Raw genomic sequence first — 26,396 nt, forward strand, 5'->3', positions numbered from 1 at the left:
GCTCGGGGGCGGGCTGCTCGGGTTCGGGTGCCGCATCGATCGACGCGCTCGGCGGGTTCGGGTCCTCGTGGCCGTCGACGATCGCCGCGACGTACACGTACCGCGCGAGCGGTGCGTCCTCGACCGTCGGCAGGGCGTCCGGCGCGTAGACCGTGCCCTCTCCGCAGAGCTGGTAATACCGCGAGGCGCAGAAGACGACCCGGTATCCGGTCGGCTGGAGCCCGGCGTTCTGCGGAGGCGCAGTCACCGTCAGTTGTGTCCCGGCCGTCACGGAGTCCGGCAGCGTGGCACGGGTCTGCACCGGGCGCAGCCCGCCCACCGTGGAGCCGTCCCCGCAGAAGTTGGACGTGCCGTCCGCGCAGGCCACCACGGTCACGCTCACCGTCGAGCCGAACGCGGCACCGGTGACCCAGGAGCCGTTCCCGCCGAAGGACACGAGGCCGCCGCCGTTGACCGAGTAGGCGTAGTGGTCGATCGATCCGTTGGGGCTCGGCTGGGCGCGCGGGTTCCGGATGCGGATCGCGTACGTGCCGTCGTCCTCGCTGAACCGCTCGACGCCGATGTCGGCCGACGCGGTCCCCGGAGCGGAGTACCCCTGCACGGACGCCGCACGGCTCGGCGTGCAGAACAGACCGTTGTCGGCAAGCGCGACGTACTGGAAGTTGCCGTTCGAGTTCAGCGTGTCGTTGGCGCTCCCGCCGTCCCAGCGCTTGTCCGATCCGGTGGTCGAGCAACCGCTCGGAATGTTCACCCCGGGCGGGTACCGCACGATCGTGAGCGTTCGACCGCCCCCGGCCCAGTCGTTCTCGGCCGCAGTGAGCGACACGTTGGTCCGCCCGGGCGACACGTCGCGCGACGCGTTCAGCGTCGGGACGCCCGGTGTCCCGACGGCACTGCCGGTGGCGGACGCGGAGTTCCACTGCACGACGGTGCCGTTGCGGTCGGCGTCGTTGCGAGCGGACACGGTGACCTTGTACTGGGCAGCGCTCTGGGCGCCGGTGAACGACGTGTTCGTGGCGGTGCCGGTGTGCCGCGTGGTCGACAGGCCGGGGCCCTCGATCGTGACGATGTAGTCGTCGACCGCGCTGCCGTTGTTCGGCGCGGACACCTTGCCCCACTTGACGTCGAGCTGGTTCGGTGTCGCCTTGCTGGGCGTGACCGTGATGCCCTTCGGCGGTGCCGGCACGAAGTCCGCACTCATCGGACCCGAGCGGGACGAGGGCTTCGAGTCACCGATCGCGTTGGTCGCCACGACCTGGAACCGGTACGACGCCTTCGGGTCGAGTCCGGTCAGCGTGCACACCGTCGCGGTCCCGCAGTTCTTCGAGACGCCGTTGGTCCCGACGACCCGGTAGCCCGTGATGGGCGAGTTGTTGCCCTGCGGGGTCGACCACGTCAGCGTGACCTGACCGCCGTCGTAGGAGCCGGTGCGGGTGGGTGCACCCGGAGCGTCCGGGACGTCCTGCACCGAGATCGTGACGTCGCCCCAGACGTACCGGTCGGGGTCGTTCGTCGCATCCGCCACCTGGTACTGCAGGTGGGCGTCGCCGGGCTTCGCGGTGTCGGCGACCGAGACCTGCAGGCGCGTGCGGTCACCGCTCGGCGTGACGGTGACGCCGCTCGGCAGCCCGCCGGACAGCCCGCGGATGTTCACGACGCGCAACCGCTCACCCGGGAACGGGTTGGTCGGCTGGTCGTTCGTGAGCACGTCGATGGTGGTGGTCGCCCCGCGCTTCGTCACCGACCGGTCGGGACCGGGCTGGACCACGGGACGGGTGGAGGCGACAACGCCGACGGTGACGGTGCCGGCGCGACCGGTGTTGGCGTCGTCCGCGACACCGATCCCGATCGACGCGGTGGTGTTCTTCTTCGCGGTGTCGGCGACCGAGATCGTGAGCTGCTGCTTCGCGATCGAGGCGGTCGTCCCCGCGGCGGGCCGGCCGACGATCGAGTACCGGAGCTCGGGCAGGTCCCGGGGGTACGGGTAGTCGGTCAGCTTCGTCAGGTCGATCTTGCGCGTCTCGCCCGGCTGCATCTCGACCGAGGAGCCCGTGAACGCCGGCGGCTGGTTCGACCGGGGCGTGACCGTGATCGGGAGCACGAGCGTGGCGACGCGGCCCTTTCCGCCGTTCGCCGACGAGCCGTCGGTGACCTCGAACGAGATCGACGCCTTGCCGTAGTAGAGCTTCGCCGACGTGAACTGCAGCGTCGAGGAGTCCACCACCAGGCTCTGCCCGTTGGCGTGGGTGGCCTTGACCGTGCCGCGGTCGGTGATCTTCGCGGTCTCGCCGTTCGCGGTCACGACGAAGTCCTGCAGCGGGATGCGGACGGTGGCCTCGCTCTTCACCGTGACCGCACCGGCGCTGCGGTTGATCTGGGGCAGGGCGTCGTCGAAGCCCGGCACGTTGATGAAGCCGTAGGAGACGATGTCCGGGTGGTCGGCCCGGGCGACCGAGAACGGGATCACCTGCGAGTCGTCGGTCAACCGGACGGTGATGCGGCCGTCGTCGGTGGGCGTCGCCGTGTCGCCGTAGCCGGGGACGACCCCGACCCGGAGGTCGGCCGCGGTGCCCTCGGCGAAGAAGACGTTGTCGAGCACGTCGACGGTCACGCTCTGCCGGTGCAGGATGTCCTGCAGGTCGAGGGTCGTGTCGTCGACCTCGGGCCGGAGCGGCTGGGCGTCGGGGTCGACGGTCACCGTGAGGAAGGCCGTGCTCGATCCCCCGCTGCTGTTCGCGACGGTGTAGAGCACCGCGAAGTCACCGCTCTTCGCCGACTCCGGAGGCGTGACGCGGATCTGCTGCTTCCGGAGGACCTTGGCGGTGACGTCCTCTGCCGTCGGCTCGGCCTGCGCGACGGTCAGCTGCCCGCCTTCGGGGTCGGAGTCGTTCTGCAGGACGCGCACCGTCACCGAGCCACCGGGGCGGATCGTGACGTGGTCGGCCTCGGCCACGGGGTTCGAGGCCTGCTCGGCGCGGGGTGCGATGCCGACCCGCACGGTGCCGGTGGCGCGGGCTCCGAGGGCGTCGACGACGGTGTAGGTGAACTCGTCGGTGCCGGCCGAGTAATCGCCCGCATCGTAGGTCAGGGCGTCCGAGGCGACGTCCGAGACGGATCCCTTGTCGGGGTTGGAGCCCACGCCGACCAGCTGGACGGAGTCGCCGTCCGGGTCGATCCCGTTCAACGGCACGCTGACCCGCACCGACGACCCGGCGACGACGCGCGCGGTGACGGTCTGCGGGACGGGCGGGTTGTTCGTGGCGGCGTCGCGTTCGCGCACCGAGATCGACACCGCGGCGTCGGCGTACTGGCCGTCCGGGCCGGCGACCCGGTAGACGGCGGTGTAGTTGCCCGGCGTCTTCGGGGCGAGGTACCGCAGGTGGTCGCCGGAGACGAACAGCAGGCCGCCGTCACCGGGGACGTTCTGCACCAGTTCGGGCTGCAGCGTCAACGGCTCGCCCTCGGGCTGGGTGTCGTTGTCGAGCACGTCGATGTTCGCGACGTCGCCGACACGGACGGTGGCGCTGTCCGGCTGGGCGACCGGTGGCTGGATGCGGTCGGGCTTCGGGATCTCGACGACCGTGATCGTGCCGGGTGACGACGCCAGGCCGTTCGTCTCCGTGTACCCGAACGAGACCGGACCGTCGAGGGGTGCCGTGAGCGTGACACGGACCGTGTGCTGGTCGAGGATGCTCGCCTGCACCCCGCTGCCCCGTGGGGGTCCGTCGAGCGCCGTCACGAGCAGCACCCCGCCCGCCGGGTCGATGTCGGTCGCGGTGACGTCCGTGTCCTTGGTGGACAGGGTGTTCACGAACACCGTCTTCGGCGTGGTGATCGGCGCCGTCGAGGCGTCCGGTGGCGCGAGGACGGTCACCCGGACGATGCCGCTCGAGGTCTTCACGCCGTCGGTCACCGTGTACTCGAGCTGGTGGTCGCCCGCCCGCTCCCCCTGCACCCGGAAGGTCCCGGCGTCGTAGCTCGGGGTGACGGTGAGCCCGGACGCCGAGGACACGCTGGTCAGCGTCACGGTGCCGTTGCCACCGCGCACGTGGTCGAGCGGCTCGACCGTGAAGGCCTTGCCGGCGTACCCGGACACGGGGAACGGATCGGCGCGCAGCGGGACGGTACCCTGCTTGGCGACCCGGACCGTCACGGCTCCCCGGCCGTCGGCCCGTCCGTCACTGACGACCAGCTGCACGGAGCGCTCGCCGGTCCGGCCGCTGTCGTTCCGGAAGTCGAGCAGGCCGTCCGGTGTGGTGGACACCCGGTCACCGTTCGACGCGGTCGCCGACTCCAGGTAGACCGGGTCGCCGTCCGGGTCGACCCAGTCGCCGAGGACGTTCGAGACGACGTGCCCGTTCTGGACGACGTCGGCCGAGGTGTCACGGACCTGCCGCGGCGCCTCGTTCTGACTGTCGGGGCGCACACTGATCCGGACGGTCGCGGTGTCCGATCCGCCGTTGCCGTCGGTGATCGTGTACGGGAACGTCACGGTCCCGGTGGCGCGCGACGACAGCGTGACCTGCAGGCGTTGACCGTCGCCGACGATCGCGACGCGGCCGGCGGACTTCGAGATGGCGCCGACCTCGCTCACGATGATCGGGTCACCGTTCGGGTCGTAGTCGTTGAGCAGGACCGGGAGGCTCGTGGTGCGTCCCGGACGAGCGCCCAGTTCGTCGTCCACCGCCACCGGCGGCTTCTGGTCCTTGTCGACCTCGGGGTCGTCGTCGGAGACCTGCTCCTGCTGCTGCTCGTCGTCCTGCTTTATCAGGTCGGCCCAGTTGTCGATGAGCTGCCCGCTCCGGTCGATCGCCCAGGAACGGCCGCTCGTCGGGTCGTTGGCGACGACGGTGTCGCCGTTGTGCAGGATCTGCAGTTCGCTCGTGCCGCCGGTGCGCGCCAGCCGCTGCAGCGCGTTGCCGTCACACGTGTCGATCGCCTGTCCGCCCGCCCACGCCGCGTACGTGCAGGAGCCGTCGACGTAGGGCCGCGCGGCTCGTCCGGCCACCTGGAGCGCGGTGGCGTCCACGGTGCCGGAGGCGCTGACGCGGACCAGGCCCGCCGTGCCCGCGACCGTCACCTGGGCCGTGCTGTCGGAGGACCGCTGGAGGGCCGGCGACGACCCCACCCGGTCGCCGAGTTCGACGGTGCGGCCGTCGACCGACAGGGCACCGCTCGTCCGGTCGAGCACGGCGAGGTGCCCGTCGAACGTGGCGACCTGGAAGTCGTCGCCCCGGTCCATGTCGACCTTCCACCGTTCGTCGACGGTGAGTGTCGTGCCGACGTCGACCAGCGAGGCCGTCCCGGTCTTCGCGGAGTAGACCGCGACGTGGCCGTCGGAGGCGTCGAAGACCGTGTCGGCGCCCAGGGTCAGGTCGGCCTTGGCCGACGCGTCGAACTCGGCGAGGTCGTTCGCGGGGGTCGCCCAGAGCTCGCCCGTGTCGGCGTTGCCGATGACCGCGGTGTCGCCCGCGAAGAAGACCTGCGGCGCCCCCGCCGGCAGCGTGATCGCATCCCCCACGGTGGCGTCGGCGACGTCGACCCGGGCGACCGTGCCCTTGGTCTCGTCGACGCTGTAGACGGTGGAGCCGCGCTGCAGCACGGACAGGTCGTCGCTGGCCGTCTCGACCGCGGTGTTGAGTTGCAGGATGCCGGTGTTCGCCCGGCCGACCGCGCCGTACTCGGCCGAGGGCACCCAGACCGTGCCGTCGCCGAGGTCGACGCGTTGCGTGTGGTACCCGGTGGAGACGATGGCGGTGGTCGCGACGACGGCGGCGACGAGCACCGAGGCACCGGTCGTCACGGCGGCGGAGCGGTGCTTCGCGAGGAGGGCGCGGATCACCCGGCGCTCCCGATCGTCGCGCACTTCTGCGCGCTCGCGGCACCCGTCTTGCCGTCGCGGTTCACGGCGACGGCGATGCACTCCTCGTCGCCGCGTTCACCGGAGACGACGAACGTCGTGCCGGTCTGCTGGCTCGACGACCCGTTGGACGAGATGACGTACGTGTCGCCGCTGCGCAGCCCCGGGTCGGTCCAGCTGAAGGACACGGACTGCGTCGACGGCTCGGCACGGACCTCGGCCACGACCGGGATCGCCCCGGCGCCGAGCCGACCGACGACGACGACGGTGGCGATCGCGAGGGCGGCGACCACGACGACGGCGAGGGACGTCGCCCAGACCAGGGTCGAACGGGTCCGGCGCCGGGCACGCGTCACGGACCCGGTGCGGTGCACGGTGCCGACGCTGTGCGAACCGCCGGCCACGACCCCGCCCTGCACGGCACGGCGGGTACGACGACGCCCGCCGACCCGCGTGGGTGGCTGCAGCTCACGGATCACGGTGCGCTCGCCGTGCGGGGTGGGCGTCGAGATCGCCCAGGCCTCGACCGCGACGTCGGCGGACGTCTGCGGGATGCCGAGCTCGGCTTCGACCTGCTGGAACCCGCGGACGAGTTCCATCACCGTCGCGGGGCGTCCCTGCGGCTTGCGGGACAGCGCCGAGGCGAGCAGGCGCTCCAGCGAGGGCGGCACGTCGGTGCGACCGGTGGGCTTCACGCCGCCCTTGTCGATCCGGTGCATCAGGTCGTTCGCACCGTTCTTGCCGCCGCGGATCTCGAACGGGCTGCGCCCGGCGAGGAGCGAGTACACGGTCGCCGCGAGGGAGTACACCTCGGACTGGATCGTGCCGCGCGACTCGTCGATCAGGACCTCGGGCGCGGACCACGGGATCGACATGCCGATCGGCTCGTCGGGGTCGGTACCCCCGATCGTCGCGGCGATGCCGAAGTCGGAGAGCACGGGGTTGCCGTAGGCCGTCAGCAGGATGTTCGACGGCTTGATGTCGCGGTGCAGCACGCCCTCGCGGTGTGCGGTCTCGAGCGCCGACCCGATGCGGATGCCGATCGACAGCACCTCGGACACCGGGATCGGTTCGCGGCGGTAGCGCTCACTGAGGGACGAGGAGCAGAGCTCCATGACCAGGTAGGGCCGGCCGTCGGCGGCGACGCTGGCCTGGAGGACGGTGAGGATCGACGGGTGCGTGCTGAGCCGCGCCATCAGGTTGGCCTCGGCCTGGAACATCTGCCGGACGCGGTCGTCGACGACCTCGTCCAGCAGCACCTTCACCGCGACCTGTCGTCGGGGCATGTCCTGCTCGTAGAGGAAGACGTCGGCGAAGCCACCGGACCCGAGGACGTGCACGGGACTGAAACCGCCGATCACGGGCGGGTTGGACGGCAGGCGTCTCGCCATGGTCCTCTCCTCCCCCGGCCGAGCGGCCAGCTCTCTCGACGTGGCCATGTCATTGTACGAAGCGTGGGTGACCGACATTCCGCACGCCGATCCCCCACAGCTCGACGTGTTCCCCCAGTTCGGGGGCCAGCTAGTGACGCGGCAGCGTGTCCTCGAGGTCGCCGTCGTCCGGTGCGGAATCGACCTGCAGCACCACGACGGTGACGTTGTCACGACCGCCGGCCACGACGGCGTCGCCGACGAGGCGCTCCGCCAGGTCCTGCGCGCCGGGCTCACGTGCCGCGATGCGCGCGATGCCGGCGTCGCCGAGCTCCTTGGTCAGCCCGTCGGAGCAGACGATGTAGCGGTCACCGGCCCGCAGGGGCAGGGTCCACCAGTCCGGTGCCGGCGGTTCGCCGAAGCCGACCGCACGCGTGATGACGTTGCTGTCCGGGTGCTGCTCGGCGTCCTCGGCACGCAGCAGGCCGGCGTCCACCATCTCCTGCACCACCGAGTGGTCGACGGTGACGCGGCGGAGCACGCCGTCCTCGATGCGGTAGGTGCGGGAGTCGCCGACGTTGAACACGAGGGCAGCGGGCTGCCCGAGCGACGCCACGAGCGCGATCCCGGTGACGGTGGTGCCCGCGCCGATGGCGTTGCCGCCGGCTGCACGCTCGATGTCGGCTGTCGCGAGGAGCAGCGCACGCTGGATGCCCTGACGCGTGGTGAACGGTTCGGCCGTCACCTGCTCGAGCCGACGCACGACCGCGTCACTGGCACGGTCGCCCGCGAGGTGCCCGCCCATGCCGTCGGCGACGACGAAGAACGGCGCGCCCACGATGTAGCTGTCCTCGTTGTGGTCACGCCGCCGACCGACGTCGGTCGCGGCTCCCCACGAGAGTGTCAGGGTGGCGCCGTCGGCACCGGGGACGTCGATGGCGTGCGCAGTGGCTGCTCGGCCGAGTTCGGTCACGTGTCAGGATCGCTCTCTGGTGGGTCGGGGCGTGCCGTGTGCTGTCTGATCGGAGGGCCACGGGGGAACCGGAGGCAGCCCCTCTGCCGTCGGTGCGACCCGGAGGTACGGCGAGAGGACCTCGATGGCGTTGCCGTCACCGATCTCGACTACCGTACCCGTCAGCGCGACGATCGACGCACCCGATGCCATGCGGTAGGCGGGTGCACCGGCCGGGCGGACGACGGTCCCGTTGGTGGACCGGAGGTCCTGCACGACGACGGCTTCGCCCTCGGCGTGCATCCGGACGTGGGACGACGACACCTGCCCGTACGCCGACCGCACGGTCACGAGTTCGGGCTGCGGGCCACGGGTGACCCGCGGGAGCGACGGCCGTCGGCCGATGACCACCGGGTGGTCGAGCCGGAAGGTGCGTTCGCCGATGCGGATCGAGGGCACGCGTGCAGTGGGCGCGGCGGGCACCGCCGGGACGGCCGGGAGGCCCGGGGCGGCACCCACGAACGGGCTCGCTCCGGCGCCGGGTCGCGCCGGCACCCGGACGACGGTGTCCTCCGGATCGACGTCGTCCACCGCTGCGGGTGGCTGGTCGCTTGCCCCGGGCGCGGGCCGGATGACCGTGTCACCGAGGACCCCGTCGTCGGAGTCGGAGTCGGAGTCGGGACCGGCTCCCGGGACGACGGGACCTGCGCGCCGGATGACGGTGTCGTCGACGGCGTCCGCCGTCCGGTCGCCCAGCGATCGTCGGGGTCGCCGGATGACGGTGTCCTCGATGTCGTCGTCGTACAACCGGAGCCCTCCCAGTGTGGTCTCCCCCACCGTAGACGATCCGGTCGACCCCACGTCATCGACGCTCCCACGACGGCCCGCTGCCCGCGACGACCGAGCGCAGGACGAGCCCCGCGAGCGGGTCGTCCGCGCGGGTCTCGAGGGCGTACCGGGCACGCGTCTCCGCCCGGGCCCACGACCCGAGCGCCCACGCACACCAGGCGCCGAGCGACAGGGCGCCGGCAGCGCCCGACGATCCGTCGAACGGGCCGTCCTGCGCCCGCCACACGCGCCACGCATCGGCACACCGATCACCGGCGAGCCGCACGCGGGCCCGATCGGGACCCGGGCCGAAACCGTGGAGCGCCGGCGGTGTCGCGTCCGCGAAGGGGTCGAACACCCGGATCGAACGGGGATCGGGCGTGCCCTGCGCCGCGATGAACGGCACCAGGGCCATCCGGGGCGCGAGTGCGCCGCACGCGGTCACCACGGCCGTCGCAGCGGCCGTCGACAGGTCGGCGCGACCGGGCGCGACCAGCGCGGCCGCCGCAGCGGGGAGGGTGACCGCCGCGGCGATCTCGCGAGGGAAACGGACTGCGGAGCCGGGGCTGGACTGTGCCGTGAGAGGGATCATGCACGCCATCGAAACGTGCTGGGAGCCTCCAGGCAGGGTCGCCCCGACCATCTGTGGACCGGAGCGACCTCGCTCACGCCTGTGGAGGACGAGCCGACCCGGCACCCGCTCAGGCGGCGACGGGCTCCAGGCTCTCGGCGACCAGGTCCCAGCCGCCCTCGTTGCGCTCGACGACCACGTTGTTCGCGGCCGCCCAACCGACCAGGTCGTCCATGCTGCCGATGCTCGCGCCGGTGCGGGCGAGCAGCGCCACCAGGCGACCCTTCGCGGTCTTGTTCCAGTGGTTCAGCGCACGACGACGACCGGAGCCGTCGACACTCACCACCCGTGGTGCCACCGCTCCGGGCACGGGACCGAGCTGCCGGTACCCCTCGGACCTCAGGTCGAGCACCAGGCCGTCCGCACGGGTCAGCAGGGAACGGGTCGACACCGCGGGCCAGTGCGCGGCCAACCGGATCGAGCCGAGCCGCGAGTCGTGTGAGAGCCGGTACGCCGGGATCGGGTCACCGGCACCGATGGGGCCGAACATCGCGGACTGCACGACCACGTGTTCCGCCCACCACGCGCGGGTCGCAGCATCCGCGTCCTGCGCGCCCAACGGGTCGTAGAGGACCCCGGTGTACCGCTCGATCGCGGGCATGGTGCCCGAGGTGTCGAGCTCGAGGTTCCTGAGCCGCTCGGCGATCGACTTCGGACCGAGCTTGAGCGCCGTCCTGGCCGAGGACTCCTCGGAACTGACGAAGCGGGCCGCGGTGATCACCGCGGCCCGCTCATCGGCCAGTTCCGGGAACGAGAGTGCACGCAGATCGAGCGTGCGGCTCGTGTCCCCGCCCTCCCGCTTCGTCTCCGAAGGTGGGAGCAGGACGGTCAGTCCGGTCAGGACGCCAGCGCGGCCTGCCGCGCGACGATCGTCACCGTGTCGTGCTCGACCGACAGGAAGCCGTCCTCGGCGTCGACCGCGACGGTCGACCCATCGGCCCGCGTGATGCGGACCTGACCCTGCGCCAGGATCGCGAGCATCGGCTCGTGTCCGGCGAGGATGCCGATCTGGCCCTCTGTGGTCCGTGCGACGACCATGGTGGTGTCGCCCGACCAGACCTCACGGTCGGCCGAGACGACGCTCACGCTGAGACCCGCCATGTCAGCGGTTCTCCTTCTGGATCTGAGCCCACTTCTCTTCCACGTCGTTGATGCCACCGACGTTGAAGAACGCCTGGGTCGCAACGTGGTCGAACTCGCCGTCGGCGATGGCGCGGAAGGACTCGATGGTGTCCTTGAGCGGCACCGTGGAGCCCTCGACACCCGTGAACTTCTTCGCCATGTAGGTGTTCTGCGAGAGGAACTGCTGGATACGACGAGCGCGCTCGACCGTGATCTTGTCCTCTTCGGAGAGCTCGTCGACACCGAGGATGGCGATGATCTCCTGCAGTTCCTTGTTCTTCTGGAGGATCTGCTTGACGCGCGTTGCCGTCTCGTAGTGGTCGGCACCCAGGTAACGCGGGTCCATGATGCGCGACGTCGACGCCAGCGGGTCGATCGCGGGGTACAGACCCTGCGATGCGATCTCACGGGAGAGCTCGGTCGTCGCGTCGAGGTGCGCGAACGTGGTGGCCGGAGCCGGGTCGGTGTAGTCGTCAGCCGGCACATAGATCGCCTGCAGCGAGGTGATCGAGTGACCACGCGTCGAGGTGATGCGCTCCTGGAGCACACCCATCTCGTCGGCGAGGTTGGGCTGGTAGCCCACGGCGGACGGCATGCGGCCGAGCAGCGTCGAGACCTCGGAGCCGGCCTGCGTGAAGCGGAAGATGTTGTCGATGAAGAGGAGCACGTCCTGCTTCTGGACATCGCGGAAGTACTCCGCCATCGTCAGCGCCGACAGGGCCACGCGGAGACGCGTTCCCGGCGGCTCGTCCATCTGGCCGAACACGAGGGCCGTCTTGTCGAAGACACCCGCCTCTTCCATCTCACCGATGAGGTCGTTGCCCTCACGGGTGCGCTCACCGACACCGGCGAACACCGACACACCGCCGTGGTCCTGCGCAACGCGCTGGATCATCTCCTGGATGAGGACGGTCTTGCCGACGCCCGCACCACCGAAGAGGCCGATCTTGCCACCCTGCACGTACGGGGTGAGGAGGTCGATGGACTTGATGCCGGTCTCGAACATCGAGGTCTTGGATTCGAGCTGGTCGAAGGCCGGGGCCTTGCGGTGGATCGGCCAGCGCTCGGTGATCTCGAGCTTCTCGTCCGTGTTGAGCACGTTGCCGAGGACGTCGAAGACCTTGCCCTTGGTCACGTCGCCGACGGGGACCGAGATCGGAGCGCCCGAGTCACGGACCTCCTGGCCACGGACCAGGCCGTCGGTCGGCTTCAGGGAGATGGCACGGACGAGGTCGTCGCCGAGGTGCTGCGCGACCTCGAGGCCGATCTCCTGCGACGAGTCACCGATGGTGATGGTCGTGAACAGGAGGTTGTACATCTCCGGGATTGCGTCGTGGGGGAACTCGATGTCGACGACGGGGCCCGTGACACGGGCGATCCGGCCGACACCGGGCGCCGACGACGTCTCGACCGCGGTGGTTGCGGTGTCGGTCATGGCTGGTGCCTTCCTGAGGGTGGGTATCTGTCCGCGAACGACGCGGACTACTTCTTCTTCGACGAGAGGGCGTCGGCGCCGCCGACGATCTCGGAGATCTGCTGGGTGATCTCCGCCTGACGCGCATTGTTCGCGAGTCGGGTGAAGTCACGGATCAGCGAGTCGGCGTTGTCGCTGGCCGCCTTCATCGCCTTCTGACGCGCGGCGTGCTCGGAAGCAGCCGACTGCAGCATGGCGTTGAAGATGCGGCTCTCGATGTAGACCGGGAGCAGCGAGTCGAGCACCGCATCGGCGTCCGGCTCGAACTCGTAGAGCGGCAGGGGTTCGTTGCCCTCGGGCTCGTCGATGCCCTCGACGACCTCGAGGGGCAGCAGGCGAACGACCTGCGGCTCCTGGGTCGCCAGGCTGATGAACCGGTTGAACACGATGTGGATCTCATCCACGCCACCGTCAGCGGTGTCCTGGAGGAACTTCGCCACGACGGCGTCGCCGATCTCCTTGGCCGTCGAGAACTCCGGCTGGTCGGTGTTGCCGACCCACTGCTGCTCGGACGGACGCTCACGGAACGCGAAGTACCCGACGGACTTGCGGCCGACCAGGTAGTAGACGACGTCCTTGCCCTCGCTGCGGAGCAGGGAGGCGAGCTCCTCGCCCTGCTTGAGGACGTTCGTGCTGAACGCGCCGTTCAGGCCGCGGTCCGAGGTGAAGAGCACGACGGCTGCACGGGTCGACGACTCCGGCTCGGTGGTCAGCACGTGGTCGACGTTCGAGAACGTCGCCACGGCCGACACCGCACGCGTGACGGCCCGCGAGTACGGACCGGACGCAGCCATGCGGGCCTGCGCCTTCTGGATCCGCGACGCCGAGATCAGCTCCATGGCGCGGGTGACCTTCTTCGTGGTCTTCGCCGACTTGATCCGCTGGCGGTAGACCCGGACCTGCGCTGCCATCTAGCGACGACCCTTGACGATCTGCTCCTGGTCGACGTCCTCGGCGTCAGCCGCGTCGAACTGCTCGGAGCCGAGGGTCTTGCCGTCGCTCGTCTGGAAGCTCTTCGTGAACTCATCGATCTGCTTGTCCATCTCGGCGACGGTCTCGTCGCTGAGCTGGTTCGTCTCGCGCAAGGTCGTGAGGACGTCGGAGTTGCGACGCAGGTGGTCGAGCAGTTCGGACTCGAAGCGGAGCACGTCCGGCACCGGGACGGTGTCGAGCTTGCCGTTCGTGCCGGCCCAGATCGAGACGACCTGCTCCTCGACCGGGTACGGCGAGTACTGCGGCTGCTTGAGGAGCTCGGTCAGACGCGCACCGCGCTCCAGCTGACGACGCGACGCCTGGTCGAGGTCGGACGCGAACATCGCGAACGCCTCGAGGGAGCGGTACTGCGCCAGCTCGAGCTTCAGCGTGCCGGAGACCTTCTTGATCGACTTCACCTGGGCGTCACCACCGACGCGCGACACCGAGATGCCCACGTCGACGGCCGGACGCTGGTTCGCGTTGAAGAGGTCCGACTGCAGGAAGATCTGGCCGTCGGTGATGGAGATGACGTTGGTCGGGATGTACGCCGAGACGTCGTTCGCCTTGGTCTCGATGATCGGGAGGCCCGTCATCGAACCGGCGCCGAGCTCGTCGGACAGCTTCGCGCAACGCTCCAGCAGACGGGAGTGCAGGTAGAAGACGTCACCCGGGTAGGCCTCGCGGCCCGGCGGACGACGCAGGAGGAGCGACACCGCACGGTAGGCCTCGGCCTGCTTCGACAGGTCATCGAAGATGATGAGGACGTGCTTGCCCTGGTACATCCAGTGCTGGCCGATGGCCGAACCGGTGTACGGGGCGAGGTACTTGAAGCCGGCCGGGTCGGAGGCCGGAGCGGCGACGATGGTGGTGTACTCCATCGCACCGGCGTCCTCGAGCGCACCCTTGACGGAGGCGATCGTGGAGCCCTTCTGACCGATGGCGACGTAGATGCAGCGAACCTGCTTCTCCTCGTCGCCGGACTCCCAGTTGGCCTTCTGGTTGATGATCGTGTCGATCGCGATGGCCGTCTTGCCGGTCTGGCGGTCGCCGATGATCAGCTGACGCTGACCACGGCCGACGGGGATCATCGCGTCGATGGCCTTGATGCCGGTCTGCAGCGGCTGGTGGACCGACTTGCGGGCCATGACGCCGGGAGCCTGGAGCTCGAGGGCACGACGGCCCTCTGCGGCGATCTCGCCGAGACCGTCGATCGGGGCGCCGAGCGGGTCGACGACGCGACCGAGGAAAGCGTCGCCGACGGGGGCGGAGAGGACCTCACCCGTGCGGGTGACCTCCATGCCCTCCTCGATGCCGCCGAACTCGCCGAGCACGATGGCGCCGATCTCGTCTTCGTCGAGGTTCTGCGCCAGGCCGAGCGTGCCGTCCGCGAAGCGGATGAGCTCGTTCGCCATGACGCCGGGGAGACCCTCGACGTGGGCGATGCCGTCACCGGCGTCGGTGACGTGCCCGACCTCGGCCGTGGAGGCCTTCGTCGGCTCGTAGTTCGAGACGAAGTCCTTCAGGGCATCACGGATCTCATCGGGGCTGATGGTGATGTCTGCCATGGGATTTTCCTTGTGGTTTTCCGGGGCCCTTCGGCTCCGAGAGGGTGACGCTGCCGGACTCGGCAGTTCCCGTTGTGGACTTGGGGAGGAGCGGCTTCGACCGTACGCCTAGCCGGCGAGCTGGAGTCGGAGCTCCGAGAGTCGCGTGGACACGGTGCCGTCGATGACGTCGCCGCCGATCTGCACCCGGACCCCGCCGACGACCGTGGGGTCGACGACCTGGTTGATGCTGATGTCCTTGCCGTACCGCTCGGACAGACCGCGCGTGACGCGGGCCGACTGGGCGGGGGTCAGTGGCGTCGCCGTGACGACGGTCGCGACGAGCTTGCCGGCCTGCTCGGCCACGATGCGCGAGGCGTCGCGGACGATCTCACCGATGCGGCGGCCGCGGGGCTGCTGCACCAGGGCCGACACGATCGTGATCGTCTGCTCCGACGCCTTGGCACCGAGGAGCCGCTCGACGAGCGCGCCCTTCTGCTCGGGGCTGCCGAGCTTGGTGCCGAGCGCCAGTTCGAGGCCGGCGTCCGAGCGGACGGCGGTCTCGAAGGCGAACAGCTCCGACTCGATCGACGAGTCCGGACCCGCGGTGGCGGCGACGGCGCGGATGCCCGCGTCCTCGATGCCCGCGAGCAGGTCCTGCTGCGAGGACCAGCGCGAGCCGGCCACCGCGGTCAGGACCGCACGCGTCGCTTCCGACTGTCCGGCGAAGACACGGTCGATGAGGACCTTCTTGCCGGCCGCGTCGGCCGTGGGGTCGGACAGCAGCCCGAGCAGCTGCGGCGCACCGGCGATCGCACGCCCGGAGGCGAGGATCTCGGCACCCGCGGCCAGGCTGGCGCTCGGACCGAGGTCCGACAGCACCGCCCTGGTGGACGCGAGTGCTTCTCTGGTAGCGCTGCGCATGCTCAGTGCTCCCCCGTCTTCGTGGCCTGCGAGGCCTCGAGGTCGGCGAGGAAGCGGTCGACCACTGCGGTCGACTTGGCGTCGTCCTTGAGGGACTCACCGATCACACCGGACGCGAGGTCCAGCGCGAGGGTGCCCACTTCGGACCGGAGGGCCTGGACGGCGCTCTGGCGCTCGGCCTCGATCTGCGCCTGGGCGTTGGCCGTGATGCGTGCTGCATCAGCGGCCGCCTGCTCGCGGACCTCGTTGCCGATCGCCGTGGCGTCGGCACGGGCCTGCTCACGGATGCGCGAAGCCTCGGCACGTGCATCGGCGAGCTGCTTGTTGTACTCGTCGAGCGCAGCAGCGGCCTGCTCCTGAGCGGCCTCGGCCTTCTTGATGCCGCCCTCGATGGCCTCGGTGCGCTCATCGAGCATCTTCGTGATGCGCGGCGTGACGACACGCCACATCACCAGGAAGATGATGACGAAGGCGAGCGCCGACCACACGATGTCGTACACCGGCGGGATCAGCGGATTGTGCGCTTCCTCCGCCGCGATGATGAGTGCGTTCTGCATCGAGGAACCTTAGTTGGTGAAGATGAAGTACGTGGCGATACCGATGAAGGCCAGGGCCTCGGTGAAGGCGATACCGATGTACATGAGGGTCGTCAGGCGGCCCTGGAGCTCGGGCTGGCGAGCGACGGACTCGATCGTCTTACCGACGACGATGCCGACACCGATGGCCGGGCCGATCGCTGCGAGGCCGTAGCCAACCGTCGCGATGTTGCCGTTGATCTCCGCGAGAACGGTCGTTGCGTCCACGTGTTTTCCTTTCGAGGTGCGGGTCCGACGGTCGCCGGTCCCGTAGGGGGTCAGTGAGGAATCAGTGCTCGTCGGCCAGCGCCAGCTGGATGTAGACGGCGGTGAGGAGCATGAAGACGTAGGCCTGCAGCAGCGCGACGAGGACCTCGAAGAAGCTGAACGCGATGCCGAACGCGATGGTCCCGACGCCGAAGGCCTTGAAGCCGAGCGAAGCGTCGAAGAAGAAGAACTGCGTGGCCGAGAAGAACAGCACGAGGAGCAGGTGCCCCACGACCATGTTCATCAGGAGTCGCAGCGTCAGGGTGACGGGACGGAGCACGAAGGTGGAGACGAGCTCGATCGGCGTCACGATGATGTACAGCGGCCACGGCACCCCGGGCGGGAAGAGCGAGTTCTTGAGGAACGTGCCCGGGTGCTTGCGGAGACCGGCGTAGATGAAGGCGAGGTACGCGACGATCGCCAGGATCATCGGCATCGCGATGCGGCTGGTGCCGGCGAGGTTCATGCCCGGGATCAGACCGGTCAGGTTCATGAACAGCACGCCGAAGAAGATCGTCGCCAGGAGCGGCAGGAAACGCTTGCCGTCCTTCTCTCCGAGGTTGTCGAAGGTGTTGCGACGGACGACGTCGAACGCGTACTCGATGAACGCCTGACCGCGGTTCGGCACGAGCTTCAGTGCACGGGTACCCACGAACGCGAACACCAGGAGCACGGCGACGGCGAAGAAGCGGATGAGGACGACCCGATCGATCTCGAACGGCGTCCCGGCGAAGAAGATCGCATCCGGGAAGAACTCGTTGATCGACGGACCATGGAACTCGGCGGCCTTGCTGCTCCCCGCCGCGACGGTGTCAACCGCAGCGGAGAGGGACAGGGGAAGAGCGTGGGATAGCAGCGCTGTCTCCTGTGTCGGCGCGCGCACATCATGGCACGCGATGGTGGACGTTGTGGAGGCTCGTCCGCCCCGAGCGAAAGGCTCCGGTAGCGGACGTCGAGAAGCCTATCAGGTGCGAGAGGCTTCCCGGCTTCTCAGACGCGGGGGGTCGGGTTCCCAGCGTCCGCGGAGTCGTCGAGGCCGTCGCCCGGCAGCCGGACGCCGATCGGGATGCGGGCCTTCGCGACGGCGACGACGTCGATCACCAGGGAGCCGACGACCCCCGCGATGATCACGATCGCCAGCACCGGGAAGTCGACCCAGTCGCGGTCCTTGAGCAGGACCAGCAGCACGATGAAGACGATGAACTTGAGCAGCCAGGTGCCCATCACGATGCCGAAGAAGGCACCGGAGATCATCTGCCCCTTCGAGACGCGCAGCGCGACGAGGACACTGACCGCGGTGAGCCCGAGGAACACGACGCTCAGTACGGCGCCGAGCAGTCCCCCGACCAGCCCGGGGCCGTCCGCGACGAGGAACCCGATGAGCCCGCCGACCACCGCCAGGGCGACGGCGAGGACCGCTCCCCAGGTGATGATGCGGCGGAACACCGGCCGGACGTGGTCGAGCGCGTTCGGTGCGGTCACGTGATGTCTCCAGGGATCGTGCGGTCGTTGGCGGCCCGGTCGAGCGGGTCGAGGCTGGCATCCACCACGGCGGCGGAACGGTTGGCGGTCTGGGCTGCGATCTCGGTGCGTTTCCGGCCGAGCGGCGCGAACGTCGCGACGGCGCAGACGGTGAAGCCGACGGACACGAAGACGACGACCCAGTACCAGTCCACGAAGAGGAACAGCAGGCACCCGAACGCGACGGTCGCGGTCCACGCGTAGAAGATCAGCACCGCGTGGAAGTGCGAGTGCCCCATGTCGAGCAGGCGGTGGTGCAGGTGCTTCCGGTCGGCCGAGAACGGCGACTTGCCCGCGCTGAGCCGTCTGGTGACCGCGAGACCGAAGTCCAGGATCGGCACGATCAGGATCGCGAACGGCAGCAGGATCGGGATGAACGCCGGCAGCAGCGCCTGGCGTGTCTGCACCGCCGCCGGGTCGATGTTGCCCGTGACCGACACCGCGCTCGTGGCCATCAGGAAACCGACGAGCAGCGCACCGGCGTCGCCCATGAAGAGCTTGGCGGGGTGCCAGTTCAGGATGAGGAAGCCGAAGCAGGCCCCGACGAGCACCGCGGTGAGCAGTGACGGCAGGTTGAAGAAGAACTCGGTCTGCACGACCACGCGGTTGATGAAGAACGTGTAGAGGAAGAAGACCCCGCCGGCGATGATCGCGACGCCGGCCACCAGGCCGTCGAGCCCGTCGATGAAGTTCACCGCGTTCATCACGAGCACCACCGCCAGCACGGTGAAGATCAGGCTCATGTACGACGAACCGACGCCCAGCGTGTTGCCGATGGGCAGCGAGACGATCGCGACGCCCTGCCAGGCGAGGATGCCCGCCGCGATGATCTGCCCGGCGAGCTTCGTCATCCAGTCGAGGTCCCAGATGTCGTCCGCGACACCGAGGACCACGATGATGGTCGCTCCGCCGAGCACCGCGAGCACGCGGCCGGGTTCGGAGAACACGAGTCGGAAGTAGTCGGTCCCCGCGATCGACGGGAACAGGAACCAGGCCGCGAGCAGCGAGACGATGACGCCGATGTACATCGCGATGCCGCCGAGCCGCGGCGTCGGGGTGCGGTGCACGTCCCGCTCGCGGACCTGCGGGTACCACTTGTACTTCAGCCCGAGCTTCCAGACGATCAGGCTCATCACGAAGCTCACGACCGCGGCGATGGCCCCGGCGAGCAGGTAGTACTTCATGTGACGAGGTCGGCTCCGACGACCCGGATGATCTCCTCGTCGGGGATCACCCCGTGCCGGACGATGCGGAGCTTCCCGCCGTCCGACAGCCCGGTGGCGTCGACGATGGTCGACCCGGTGCTGGCCTCGAAGCCGTCGTGCACCTCGACGGGCCCGCCGTCCAGGTAGATCGCGACGCTGTCACCGAGCATGCGCTCGGCAGCGTCGACGTCCATCGCGGCCGGGTCGCCCGTGGAGTTCGCGGACGAGACCGCGAGGGGCCCGACCTCCTGCAGCAGTTCGAGGGCGATCCGCGAGTCCGGCATCCGCAGCGCGACCGTGCCGCGCGTCTCGCCGAGGTCCCAGTCGAGCGACGGCTGTGCGTGCAGGATGACGGTCAGCCCGCCCGGCCAGAACTCGGCCACCAGGTCGCGCACCGGCTGCGGGACCTCGCTGGCGAGGGCGTCGAGCGTGGGCGGCCCGGGGATGAGCACGGGCGGCGGCGACTGCCGCGTGCGGCCCTTCGCGTCGAGGAGCCGCTGCACGGCCGTCGCGCTGAAGGCGTCCGCGGCGAGGCCGTAGACGGTGTCGGTGGGGACCACGACGAGCTCTCCGCGTCCGAGGGCGGCACGTGCGAGCCGCATCCCGGTCAGGAGCCCGTCGGAGTCGGTGCAGTCGTATCGGGATGCCATGACTCGACGATGATAGTGCGACACAATGGTGGACATCGTGAACGAGACGCCCGCACCCCCGCTCCTGTTCCTCTTCGACATGGACGACGTCCTGGTCCGGTACGACTGGCAGGTGCGCATGGCCGCACTCTCCGAGTTCACCGGACACGAGTTCCAGGAGCTCCGTCGCCGCTGGTGGGACTGCGGTCACGAGATGCGCGCCGAGGCCGGTGGGTTCGCCGACGGCGACGAGTACCTCGCCGCGTTCGAACGCGCGATGGAGTGCGACGTCCCCGAGGCCGACTGGGCCCGGATCCGCGGATCCGCCATGACCGAGCTGCCGGAACGCATCGAGGCGGTCCGGATCGCGAGCGAGCACGGGCGTGTCGGGCTGCTCACCAACAACGGTCCGCTCGCCGGCCGCTGGATCCACGAGTGGGCGCCGTCCCTGCCCGAGGTCTTCGGCGAACACCTGGACACGTCGAGCAACTTCGGTGCCCGGAAGCCCGAGCCCGAGGTCTTCGAGCGTGCGGTCGCGCACCACGGGGTCCGCGCGGAGCGCACGTTCTTCGCGGACGACATGCCCGAGAACGTCGCAGGAGCGCGGAGCATCGGCATCCACGCGGTCCTCGTCGAGCACGACACCGACCTGCGCGAGCACGTCCGCGCCTTCGTCGCGGCACAGCAGCGCGAGGCCTCCCCCGTCGCGTAGCCCGCCACGCCCGTTCCTTCCCATCGCGGTCGCGCTGGAAAGCGGGAACGGGCATACCTGGTCATCCCGAACGACCCGGTACGCCCGATCCCACCAGGTACGCCCGGATCCACCACACGCACGCGCGGGTGGGCCGCCCCACGCCCGCCGCGCCCGTTCCTTCCCATCGCGGTCGCGCTGGAAAGCGGGAACGGGCATACCTGGTCATCCCGAACGACCCGGCACGCCCGATCCCACCAGGTACGCCCGGATCCACCCGGCGCACGCACGCACGGCCGAGCGACGGGAGGCGCGGCTCGGCCCCGGCTAGCGCGTCGCGGTGGTCGTGCGGTCGCGCCCCGTCAGGTCGACGTGCGTCTCCGGGGTGCGGAACCCCCGGCGCGCCAGGACCTGCCGCACGCCGGCGCCCTGCGGCTCGGCGTGCTCGATGACCAGGACTCCCCCGGGCACCAGCAACCGCCAGGCCGTCTCGGCGAGAGCACGGACGGCGTCGAGGCCGTCGGGACCGCCGTAGAGGGCCATCGCCGGGTCGTGGTCGCGGACCTCGGGGTCGATCGGGATCGCGTCGTCCGGCACGTACGGCGGGTTCGACACGACGACGGACACGGTGCCGTCGAGATCCGGCAGTGCGTCGGCGAGGTCGCCCTCGACGAGTCGGACCGTCCCGCCGTGGGCGTCGACGTTCCGCCGGGTCCAGGGCAGGGCCTCGGCCGACCGCTCGACGGCGTAGACCACGGCGTTCGGCACCTCGGTGTCCATCGCGATCGCGATCGCGCCGCTGCCGGAGCCCAGGTCCACGGCGATCGGCTCGGGGACCGCGGTCGCCCGCAGCGCGTCGATGCCGAACTGCACGACGCCCTCGGTCTCCGGACGGGGCACGAACACGCCCGGTCCGACGGCCAGGGTGAGCGCGCGGAAGTACGCCTCGCCGGTGATGTGCTGCAGCGGCTCACGGGTGGCCCGGCGGGCGACGGCGTGGCGGAAGCGCTCGACGTGCTCCGGCGCGATGCCGCCACCGATGAGCGCACGGGCTTGGACGGCACCGCGCGAGGTGTCGGTCGCCCACGCGAGCAGCAGCTCGGCGTCGACCCGGGACGTCGGGACGCCGACGGCGACGAGCGCCGCGGTCGCCTGCTCGAGCAGGCGATCCGCGGCGGACGTGAGGGGCGTGTCGGCGGTGATCCGAGCCTCCAGGCTGGGTGTGCGGTTACGCGTCCTGGTCGCCGATGGCGGCCAGACGTGCCTCTTCGTCCGCCTGGATGGCGGACTGGATGACGGGCTCGAGGGCACCGTTCATCACGCGGTCGAGGTCGTACGCCTTGTAGCCGGTGCGGTGGTCCGCGATCCGGTTCTCCGGGAAGTTGTACGTGCGGATGCGCTCCGAACGGTCCATCCCGCGGATCTGCGACTTGCGCGCGTCCGAGGCGATCGCGTCGAGCTCCTCCTGCTGGCGCGCGAGGATGCGTGCACGGAGCACGCGCATGCCGGCCTCGCGGTTCTGCAGCTGCGACTTCTCGTTCTGCATCGCCACCGTGATGCCCGTGGGCAGGTGGGTGATGCGGACCGCGGAGTCCGTCGTGTTGACGGACTGTCCACCCGGGCCGGAGGACCGGTAGACGTCGATCTTGAGGTCGTTCTGGTTGATCTGGACCTCTTCGGGCTCGTCCACCTCGGGGAACACCAGCACACCGGTGGTCGAGGTGTGGATGCGCCCCTGCGACTCGGTCTGCGGCACACGCTGGACGCGGTGCACACCGCCCTCGTACTTCAGGTGGGCCCAGACGCCCTGGGACGGATCGGTCGTGTTCGACTTGATCGCGACCTGGACGTCCTTGTAGCCACCCAGGTCGGACTCGGTGCGCTCGAGGAGCTCGACCTTCCAGCCCTTGGTCTCGGCGTAGTGCGAGTACATGCGCAGCAGATCGGCCGCGAACAGCGCCGATTCCTCGCCGCCCTCGCCGCCCTTGATCTCCATGATGACGTCACGGCCGTCGTCGGGGTCGCGCGGGATCAGCAGCCGGCGGAGGCGCTCCTGGCGCTCCGACAGCTGCTCCTCGAGCCCGGGGACCTCGTCCGCGAACGCCGCGTCTTCACGCGCGAGTTCCTGGGCGGCGGCGAGGTCGTCCCCCGCCGCCTGCCAGGCCTCGTACGCGGACTTGATCTGGTTGAGCTCGGCGTACCGCCGGTTCACCTTCTTCGCCCGGGCCGCATCGGCGTGGAGCGCGGGGTCCGACAGCTGCTGCGTCAGGTCCTCGTGTTCCGCCAGCAGCCCCGCTACCGACTCGAACACGCGTTACTCCTGGTGACCGTTGTGGTGGGCGCCGGTCGTGGGGACCGACTTCTGCACCTGCACCAGGAACTCGACGTTCGACTGCGTCTCCTTGAGGTTCCGCAGCACGATCTCGAGGGCCTGCTGCGGGTCGAGCCCGGCGAGGGCCCGGCGCAGACGCCAGGTGATCTTGACCTCGTCGGCGGAGAGCAGCTGCTCCTCGCGACGGGTACCCGAGGCGTTCACGTCGACGGCGGGGAAGATCCGCTTGTCGGCGAGGTGACGGTTCAGGCGGAGCTCCATGTTGCCGGTGCCCTTGAACTCCTCGAAGATGACCTCGTCCATCTTGGAGCCGGTCTCGACGAGCGCGGTCGCGAGGATGGTCAGCGAGCCGCCGTCCTCGATGTTGCGCGCGGCGCCGAAGAAGCGCTTCGGCGGGTACAGCGCCGCCGAGTCGACGCCACCGGAGAGCACGCGGCCCGACGGCGGTGTCGACAGGTTGTACGCACGGCCGAGGCGGGTGATCGAGTCGAGCAGCAGCACGACGTCGTGGCCCAGCTCCACCAGGCGCTTCGCACGCTCGATGGCGAGCTCGGCGACGGTGGTGTGGTCCTCGGCGGGACGGTCGAAGGTCGAGGCGATGACCTCGCCCTTCACCGTGCGCTGCATGTCGGTGACCTCTTCGGGCCGCTCGTCGACGAGGACGACCATCAGGTGCGCCTCGGGGTTGTTCTTGGCGACGGCGTTCGCGATGGCCTGCAGCACGACGGTCTTGCCGGCCTTCGGCGGGGACACGATGAGACCGCGCTGGCCCTTGCCGATCGGCGACACGAGGTCGATGATGCGGGTCGACAGCTTGCCCGGCTCCGTCTCGAGGCGCAGGCGCTCGTTCGGGTACAGCGGGGTGAGGTCGTTGAAGTCGACGCGGGTCGCGGCCTCGTCGGCGGACTGGCCGTTGATCGACTCGACGGCGACGAGCGCGTTGTACTTCTGGCGGCTCTGCTGCTCGCCGTCACGCGGCTGCTTGATCGAACCGACGACGGCGTCGCCCTTGCGCAGGTGGTACTTCTTCACCTGGCCGAGGGAGACGTAGACGTCGCTCGGGCCCGGCAGGTAGCCGGTGGTGCGGACGAACGCGTAGTTGTCGAGGACGTCGAGGATGCCCGCGATCGGGATCAGGACGTCGTCCTCGGTGACCTCGGGCTCGAAGTCGTCGTTCTGGCCGCCACGGCCGCGCTTGCGGTCACGCTGGCGACGGCTGCGGCCGCTCTCGGCCTCGTCGGCGTGCTGTTGCTGCTGCTGCTTCTGCTGGCCGCTGGTCTGCTGCTTCTGCTGACCGGCGTTCTGCTGCTGCTTCTGGTCGGCCTTGTCGTCCTGCTTGGCCTCGGCCTGCTTCGGCTGGTCGTTCTGCTTCTGGCCGCCGTTCTGCTGGGCGTTCTGCTGGCCGTTCTGCTGCTCGCCGCCGTTCTGCTTCTGCTGGCCGCCGTTCTGCTGGTCGGCGCCGTTCTGCTTCTGCTGACCGGCGTTCTGGCCGCCGTTCTGGCCGCCGTTCTGCTGGTCGGCACCGTTCTGCTGCTCGCCGTTCTCGGCGTTCTGGCCACGGCCACGACCGCGACCGCGGCTGCGACGACCGCGACGCGAGCCGCCCTCGCCCTGCTCGGAGTTCTGGTCGCCCTGGTCGTTCTGGTCGCCGGACTCGTTCTGGTCCTGGTCGGCCTGGACGGCGGACGTCGGGGCCTGCTGGCCCTGCTGGGTCGGCTGCTCGGCCTCGGCGGGTGCCGACGCCTGCTGGCCCTGGTCGGCGCTACGCTGCTCGGCGCCACGCTGCTCGGCGTTCCGCTGGCCACGGCCACGGCGCTGCGAGCCGGACTGCGCGGCTTCCTGGGCGTCCTTCTCGGCGCGGACCTGGTCGAGCCCGGCGAGGAGGTCCTCGGTGCCGGTCTGGCCGTGGTTGGTGTGCTCGGCGGCCGAGGTCGGCGCGGCGTTCACGGTGCCACCGGACGACGCGCGGCGCGAACGACGGGCACGGCTCGGGGCTGCCGACTCGGCGGGTGCCTCGGGGTCGGCGACGGGTGCCTCGGCAGCGGGCTGCGCGGGGGTCTCGGCGGGCTCCGGCAGGGTCGGCTGCTCGGTGGCGGCCGGCTCGGCGGGGGTCTCGGCGACGACGGCGGCGGCCGGGGCGGCCGGCGTCTCGTCGACGGGGCGCTTGTCCTCGATGGAGGCGATGAGGTCGCCCTTGCGGAGCTTGGAGAGCCCGGTGATGCCGAGCGAGGAGGCGATGCGCTGGAGCTCCGGGAGACGGAGGGCACGCAGGTCGCTGGGGATCTCCACCTGGGCGGAGTTGTTGTCGGTCAAGGTCGGTGTTTCCTTTCGAACCGCAGAACGCGGAGAGTTTCCACCGTCCCGGATGCAGGGTGAGCATCGACCGCCGTTCAGACGACGGATCGGGATTCGGTGATCAGAAAGAGATGCACACTCGCGCACCGGACCCTGCGACGTCGCAGGAGCTGTCCTGAGGACGAGCGATCCGTACGGTTACGCGGGTTCGGCTTCGAGCGCCGAGTGCGCTGCCACTGTAGCACCACCGAGATCGACGGCCAGCATGAGCGGCCGCCAGTCGGATTCGGCGTGTCGCTGCACCAGTTCGGCGGCGGTCAGGCGCTGTGCCGGGTCGCTGCCGAGGACGAGCAGACTGGGCCCGGCGCCGGAGACCACCGCGGCGAGGCCGTGCTGCCGGAGCAACCGGATCAGGGCGTCGGTCTCGGGCATGGCGCTGGCGCGGTACGCCTGGTGCAGACGGTCCTCGGTCGCGGCGAGCAGCAGCTCGGGGCTCTGGATGAGCGCCGCGACGAGCAGCGCCGAGCGGGAGACGTTGAACGCGGCGTCGGCGTGCGGGACCTGCTCGGGCTGCAGGGAGCGCGCGAGCTTGGTCGAGAGGGTCGAGGTCGGCACGAACACCACCGGTGCGACACCGCGGTGCACCAGGAGGCGTTTGTAGGCCGGACCCTCGGCGGTCATCCACGCGATCGTCAGCCCGCCGAAGAGCGCCGGCGCGACGTTGTCCGGGTGGCCCTCCATCTCGGTGGCCAGGGTCAGGAGCGTCGAGGCGTCGAGGTCGACGATGCCCTCGAGCAGACCACGGGCCGCCATGAGCCCGGCGACGATCGCCGCGGCGGAGGAACCGAGACCGCGGCCGTGCGGGATCGCGTTCGTGGCGTGCAGCTCGAGGCCGGGCTGGTCGACACCGGCGTGCTCCAGGCCACGGCGGACCGCACGGACGACGAGGTTCGTGTCGTCCGTGGCGACCTCGCCGGCACCCACACCATCGACCGTGACGGTCGCGCCGGGCTCGGGGCGGACGCGCACCACGACCTCGTCGTAGAGCGAGAGCGCGAGGCCGAGCGAGTCGAAGCCGGGGCCGAGGTTCGCCGACGTGGCCGGCACCCGGACGCGGACCGCCGATTCGGTCGGCAGCGCACGGACCGCCCGTCCGGCCGGTACAGCACTGCGGGCGGTCATGCCCTCACCCGGTCCGGAC

Annotated in this window: 22 protein-coding genes; 1 reads left to right on the forward strand and 21 read right to left on the reverse strand. The window is 70.2% G+C overall.

From position 1 onward, the window contains the following. From DEJ21_RS05285 to DEJ21_RS05365, 17 genes are all read right to left on the reverse strand, one after another. Positions 1–5,842 (reverse strand): Ig-like domain-containing protein (locus DEJ21_RS05285; protein ID WP_146247700.1); only part of this gene is annotated, 5,842 nt, incomplete at its 3' end. Then, on the reverse strand, positions 5,839–7,251 hold the full coding sequence (locus DEJ21_RS05290) for a serine/threonine-protein kinase (RefSeq protein WP_111223942.1): 1,413 nt from the start codon (positions 7,249–7,251) through the stop codon (positions 5,839–5,841). The genes DEJ21_RS05285 and DEJ21_RS05290, both read right to left, overlap by 4 nt. Before the next feature lie 130 nt (positions 7,252–7,381). Next, entirely contained in the window at positions 7,382–8,203 is an 822-nt protein-coding gene (locus DEJ21_RS05295; RefSeq protein WP_111029233.1) for a PP2C family serine/threonine-protein phosphatase, read from the reverse strand. 3 nt (positions 8,204–8,206) lie between these two features. After that, on the reverse strand, positions 8,207–9,019 hold the full coding sequence (locus DEJ21_RS05300; RefSeq protein ID WP_146247701.1) for an FHA domain-containing protein: 813 nt from the start codon (positions 9,017–9,019) through the stop codon (positions 8,207–8,209). 25 nt (positions 9,020–9,044) lie between these two features. After that, positions 9,045–9,602: a hypothetical protein gene (locus DEJ21_RS05305; protein ID WP_111223944.1), complete on the reverse strand. Its 558-nt coding sequence runs from the start codon at positions 9,600–9,602 to the stop codon at positions 9,045–9,047. A gap of 109 nt (positions 9,603–9,711) precedes the next feature. Further along, a complete protein-coding gene (locus tag DEJ21_RS05310; protein ID WP_309146980.1) occupies positions 9,712–10,482 on the reverse strand; it encodes a peroxide stress protein YaaA in 771 nt (256 codons plus the stop codon). Further along, positions 10,479–10,742, reverse strand: coding sequence for a F0F1 ATP synthase subunit epsilon (locus tag DEJ21_RS05315; RefSeq protein ID WP_027465776.1), 264 nt, complete (start codon positions 10,740–10,742; stop codon positions 10,479–10,481). Before DEJ21_RS05315 ends, DEJ21_RS05310 begins: the two co-directional genes overlap by 4 nt. A gap of 1 nt (position 10,743) precedes the next feature. Continuing rightward, positions 10,744–12,198, reverse strand: a complete 1,455-nt coding sequence (gene atpD / locus DEJ21_RS05320) for a F0F1 ATP synthase subunit beta (protein ID WP_017885744.1) — start codon at positions 12,196–12,198, stop codon at positions 10,744–10,746. 47 nt (positions 12,199–12,245) lie between these two features. Continuing rightward, positions 12,246–13,148, reverse strand: coding sequence for a F0F1 ATP synthase subunit gamma (locus DEJ21_RS05325; RefSeq protein WP_027465777.1), 903 nt, complete (start codon positions 13,146–13,148; stop codon positions 12,246–12,248). Then, positions 13,149–14,777 carry a F0F1 ATP synthase subunit alpha gene (gene atpA / locus DEJ21_RS05330; RefSeq protein ID WP_027465778.1) on the reverse strand — a complete coding sequence of 543 codons (1,629 nt, stop codon included), beginning with the start codon at positions 14,775–14,777 and terminating at the stop codon, positions 13,149–13,151. Between the two features lie 108 nt (positions 14,778–14,885). Continuing rightward, the gene (locus tag DEJ21_RS05335) at positions 14,886–15,680 is read right to left on the reverse strand and encodes a F0F1 ATP synthase subunit delta (RefSeq protein ID WP_111223945.1); all 795 of its coding nucleotides are present in this window, start codon (positions 15,678–15,680) and stop codon (positions 14,886–14,888) included. A gap of 2 nt (positions 15,681–15,682) precedes the next feature. Further along, positions 15,683–16,237, reverse strand: a complete 555-nt coding sequence (locus tag DEJ21_RS05340; protein ID WP_110859012.1) for a F0F1 ATP synthase subunit B — start codon at positions 16,235–16,237, stop codon at positions 15,683–15,685. A 9-nt stretch (positions 16,238–16,246) separates the two neighbouring features. Next, the gene (gene atpE, locus DEJ21_RS05345) at positions 16,247–16,483 is read right to left on the reverse strand and encodes an ATP synthase F0 subunit C (protein WP_027465781.1); all 237 of its coding nucleotides are present in this window, start codon (positions 16,481–16,483) and stop codon (positions 16,247–16,249) included. Positions 16,484–16,544: 61 nt separating this feature from the next. Further along, entirely contained in the window at positions 16,545–17,405 is an 861-nt protein-coding gene (atpB, locus tag DEJ21_RS05350) for a F0F1 ATP synthase subunit A (protein WP_027465782.1), read from the reverse strand. 107 nt (positions 17,406–17,512) lie between these two features. Further along, positions 17,513–18,004 carry a hypothetical protein gene (locus DEJ21_RS05355; protein ID WP_035808335.1) on the reverse strand — a complete coding sequence of 164 codons (492 nt, stop codon included), beginning with the start codon at positions 18,002–18,004 and terminating at the stop codon, positions 17,513–17,515. After that, positions 18,001–19,227 (reverse strand): MraY family glycosyltransferase, encoded by a 1,227-nt coding sequence (locus tag DEJ21_RS05360; RefSeq protein WP_027465783.1) that lies wholly within the window; start codon positions 19,225–19,227, stop codon positions 18,001–18,003. Before DEJ21_RS05360 ends, DEJ21_RS05355 begins: the two co-directional genes overlap by 4 nt. Further along, positions 19,224–19,898: an L-threonylcarbamoyladenylate synthase gene (locus tag DEJ21_RS05365; RefSeq protein ID WP_027465784.1), complete on the reverse strand. Its 675-nt coding sequence runs from the start codon at positions 19,896–19,898 to the stop codon at positions 19,224–19,226. The genes DEJ21_RS05360 and DEJ21_RS05365 overlap by 4 nt, the downstream gene beginning before the upstream one ends. Before the next feature lie 37 nt (positions 19,899–19,935). Between DEJ21_RS05365 and DEJ21_RS05370 the strand changes: the two genes are divergently transcribed. Continuing rightward, positions 19,936–20,589 (forward strand): HAD family phosphatase, encoded by a 654-nt coding sequence (locus tag DEJ21_RS05370; protein WP_181435788.1) that lies wholly within the window; start codon positions 19,936–19,938, stop codon positions 20,587–20,589. A gap of 306 nt (positions 20,590–20,895) precedes the next feature. On the opposite strand, the gene prmC is transcribed toward DEJ21_RS05370, so the two are convergent. The 4 genes from prmC to thrB form a co-directional block, all read right to left on the reverse strand. Further along, a complete protein-coding gene (gene prmC / locus DEJ21_RS05375) occupies positions 20,896–21,771 on the reverse strand; it encodes a peptide chain release factor N(5)-glutamine methyltransferase (RefSeq protein ID WP_111224065.1) in 876 nt (291 codons plus the stop codon). Positions 21,772–21,796: 25 nt separating this feature from the next. Continuing rightward, complete coding sequence (gene prfA / locus DEJ21_RS05380; protein ID WP_017885756.1) at positions 21,797–22,879, reverse strand: peptide chain release factor 1; 1,083 nt, start codon at positions 22,877–22,879, stop codon at positions 21,797–21,799. 3 nt (positions 22,880–22,882) lie between these two features. Beyond that, positions 22,883–25,213 (reverse strand): transcription termination factor Rho, encoded by a 2,331-nt coding sequence (rho, locus tag DEJ21_RS05385; protein WP_111223947.1) that lies wholly within the window; start codon positions 25,211–25,213, stop codon positions 22,883–22,885. Positions 25,214–25,393: 180 nt separating this feature from the next. Further along, positions 25,394–26,377 (reverse strand): homoserine kinase, encoded by a 984-nt coding sequence (gene thrB, locus DEJ21_RS05390; protein ID WP_111224066.1) that lies wholly within the window; start codon positions 26,375–26,377, stop codon positions 25,394–25,396. Between the last annotated feature and the right edge of the window lie 19 nt (positions 26,378–26,396).

This window comes from Curtobacterium sp. MCSS17_006 (genome assembly GCF_003234215.1).
GTDB classification, from domain to species: domain Bacteria; phylum Actinomycetota; class Actinomycetes; order Actinomycetales; family Microbacteriaceae; genus Curtobacterium; species Curtobacterium flaccumfaciens.

What these genes read in the sequence shown, in the direction of transcription:
- DEJ21_RS05340 (WP_110859012.1), bottom strand. Translation starts at nt 16,237, where the DNA reads ATGCAGAACGCACTCATCATCGCGGCGGAGGAAGCGCACAATCCGCTG.
- DEJ21_RS05360 (WP_027465783.1), bottom strand. Translation starts at nt 19,227, where the DNA reads ATGAAGTACTACCTGCTCGCCGGGGCCATCGCCGCGGTCGTGAGCTTC.
- DEJ21_RS05305 (WP_111223944.1), bottom strand. Translation starts at nt 9,602, where the DNA reads ATGATCCCTCTCACGGCACAGTCCAGCCCCGGCTCCGCAGTCCGTTTC.
- atpA (WP_027465778.1), bottom strand. Translation starts at nt 14,777, where the DNA reads ATGGCAGACATCACCATCAGCCCCGATGAGATCCGTGATGCCCTGAAG.
- DEJ21_RS05325 (WP_027465777.1), bottom strand. Translation starts at nt 13,148, where the DNA reads ATGGCAGCGCAGGTCCGGGTCTACCGCCAGCGGATCAAGTCGGCGAAG.
- DEJ21_RS05315 (WP_027465776.1), bottom strand. Translation starts at nt 10,742, where the DNA reads ATGGCGGGTCTCAGCGTGAGCGTCGTCTCGGCCGACCGTGAGGTCTGG.
- atpD (WP_017885744.1), bottom strand. Translation starts at nt 12,198, where the DNA reads ATGACCGACACCGCAACCACCGCGGTCGAGACGTCGTCGGCGCCCGGT.
- DEJ21_RS05335 (WP_111223945.1), bottom strand. Translation starts at nt 15,680, where the DNA reads ATGCGCAGCGCTACCAGAGAAGCACTCGCGTCCACCAGGGCGGTGCTG.
- DEJ21_RS05290 (WP_111223942.1), bottom strand. Translation starts at nt 7,251, where the DNA reads ATGGCGAGACGCCTGCCGTCCAACCCGCCCGTGATCGGCGGTTTCAGT.
- thrB (WP_111224066.1), bottom strand. Translation starts at nt 26,377, where the DNA reads ATGACCGCCCGCAGTGCTGTACCGGCCGGACGGGCGGTCCGTGCGCTG.
- DEJ21_RS05365 (WP_027465784.1), bottom strand. Translation starts at nt 19,898, where the DNA reads ATGGCATCCCGATACGACTGCACCGACTCCGACGGGCTCCTGACCGGG.